This window comes from Herpetosiphonaceae bacterium, assembly GCA_036374795.1.
Classification (GTDB): Bacteria; Chloroflexota; Chloroflexia; order Chloroflexales; family Kallotenuaceae; genus LB3-1.
In genome coordinates this window covers 1-1,906 of record DASUTC010000187.1, presented here as the reverse complement: position 1 = coordinate 1,906, position 1,906 = coordinate 1, and the positions used below count along the sequence as shown (strand labels likewise).

At 62.0% G+C, this 1,906-nt stretch carries 2 protein-coding genes; one reads left to right on the top strand and one right to left on the bottom strand.

Annotation, left to right across the window (positions count from 1 at the left end; all coding sequences use genetic code 11):
- Nucleotides 1-462: 462 nt before the first annotated feature.
- Entirely contained in the window at nt 463-717 is a 255-nt protein-coding gene (locus VFZ66_13925) for a hypothetical protein (GenBank protein HEX6290286.1), read from the top strand.
- An 11-nt stretch (nt 718-728) separates the two neighbouring features.
- Here VFZ66_13925 and VFZ66_13920 read toward each other — a convergent pair.
- Nucleotides 729-1,906: DUF2254 domain-containing protein (locus VFZ66_13920; protein HEX6290285.1), on the bottom strand; the 1,178-nt coding region annotated here is incomplete at its 5' end.

Sequence of the window (1,906 nt, the reverse complement as noted above, 5' to 3'; positions counted from 1 at the left end):
GTAGTCGAGAGTGCTCTGAGCCGAATCAGCGATTACATCACGCGAGTGGAGATCCACCTGAGTGATGAAAACAGCAACAAGAAGGGCGGCAATGACATGCATTGCGCGATGGAAGCCCGACTCAAAGGCCACCAGCCTATCGCGGTCACTCACCAGGCTGCGACCTTGGACCAAGCCGTTGACGGCGCTACGGATAAGTTGACCCGATTGATCGAGAGCACTCTCGGGCGGCTGCACGATCAAAAGAGCCGCAGGACTGACCCGCCTCCGCCTGGGCCGCAACTCCCAGAGGAGCCATGAGCGACACCGAGCAGATTATCGCCGAGCAATATCGTCTCGGGCGAAATATACCCAAGAGGCCAGGCGGAGGCGGGGCGGGAATTCGGCTTCACCCACGGCGCAAAGAAGCAGCTCTTCCTGAAGATGTGGAAAGCATACAAGGCGCAAAGCAGGTAAGCATGCTTGCATGCACCTGTCCGCGCCATGATCTTCAACGTCCGCTCGATCCCTGAAATCGATTCAGCCCTCGCGAAGATCGAGGACAATGCGGCGCACGCCTGCGCGGCGCTGCAGGGGCTTCCCCCTGATCCCGTCGAGGCGCTGGCCCGGATCAAGTTCGATCCGGTCGGCCGCCATCCGCTCGAACGGCGACTGGTCACCCTCGCGGAAGTCGTCGCCGGGCTGTTGGTCTGCCCCCTGAAAGGTGGTCTTCCCTGAGGCATGGCTTTTTACTTTAACGCCATTTGAGCTGCCTGATAGCTGTGCTCGATGTCGGCGATGTCGGAGGCTTCCGACGCCCCGCGGCGGCCGGCTTCGGCGATGATGGCGGCGTGATCGAACAAAGCGTCGCGTTGGCTGGACAGGCGGACGTTGACCGCGAGCCGCGCAATGATGCTGAGCATCTGGATGATGACCGCGGGGTGGGTGGCTCCGGCTTGCCGGATCTGGTGGAAAGCGACGTCCACGAAACCACGGAAGCTCGACGCTCGGCCGACCACGCGCACCACGCCGGCCTCATCGCAAAACACCTCAGGCTGGAGTTCCCGCCGCATCAGTTCGCCGAGCGCAGCGCCCAAGCGATCGATAACGGCAATGGCGGTGAAGGGATCGTTGATGCCCGACGAAAGCGCGCGCACGGCGATTTCGACCAGGTGGCGGATCGAGAACTCCAGATCCTGGACCGGCGTGCGGTCTTCGCCGACCAGGATCGCGCCTTCGATCTCGGTCGCCAAATCCGGCCCGAGCAGGCGCCCTGGATAGATATCGGCCTTGTGCGATCCGCGAATGACGAAATGACCGGCACGGAAGTCTAGGCGGACCACCGCCTTGTGCCGGCAGGCGATTTCCACGAGCCGCTCATACTCGATCGCCTGCACATAGCCTTCGCCGGACAGCCACAAAGAGGCCGCACGTTCATCGAAGTCGGCCGGCAGCACGTCATCCGCCGTCGGCCGCTCGACGGGCGGTTGGCCGTCGTCCTCCGCCGGCAGTAGGCGTGAGATCGTATTGCGGAGATCCCTGTCGACACGCCGGACCACTGTATCGGAAACGATCGACCGAGCCAAATTGTGGATAAAAAACAGCAGCGCGAACAGGTTGATGAGGGCGAGCGCGGTCCCGAGCGTGACCGCAATGTGCGGCACCGCGGAAATGTCGAGCTCGCTGTTGAGGGTGCGAAGCACTAGCAGGCAATAAATGATGGTCATCAGGAAGATGCCGAACACGAGCTGTGTGCGGAGATCGCCCATGAAGTTGCGGACCAGCCGTGGTCCGAGTTGACTGGCGGCGAGCGTCAACACCACCATGGTGATCGATATGACGAGCGTCGCCATCGTGATCATTGAGGAGAAGACGGTCGATAGCAAATTGCGGGCGTCCTCCGGCCCGCCGCTGTGGAGCCACCAAA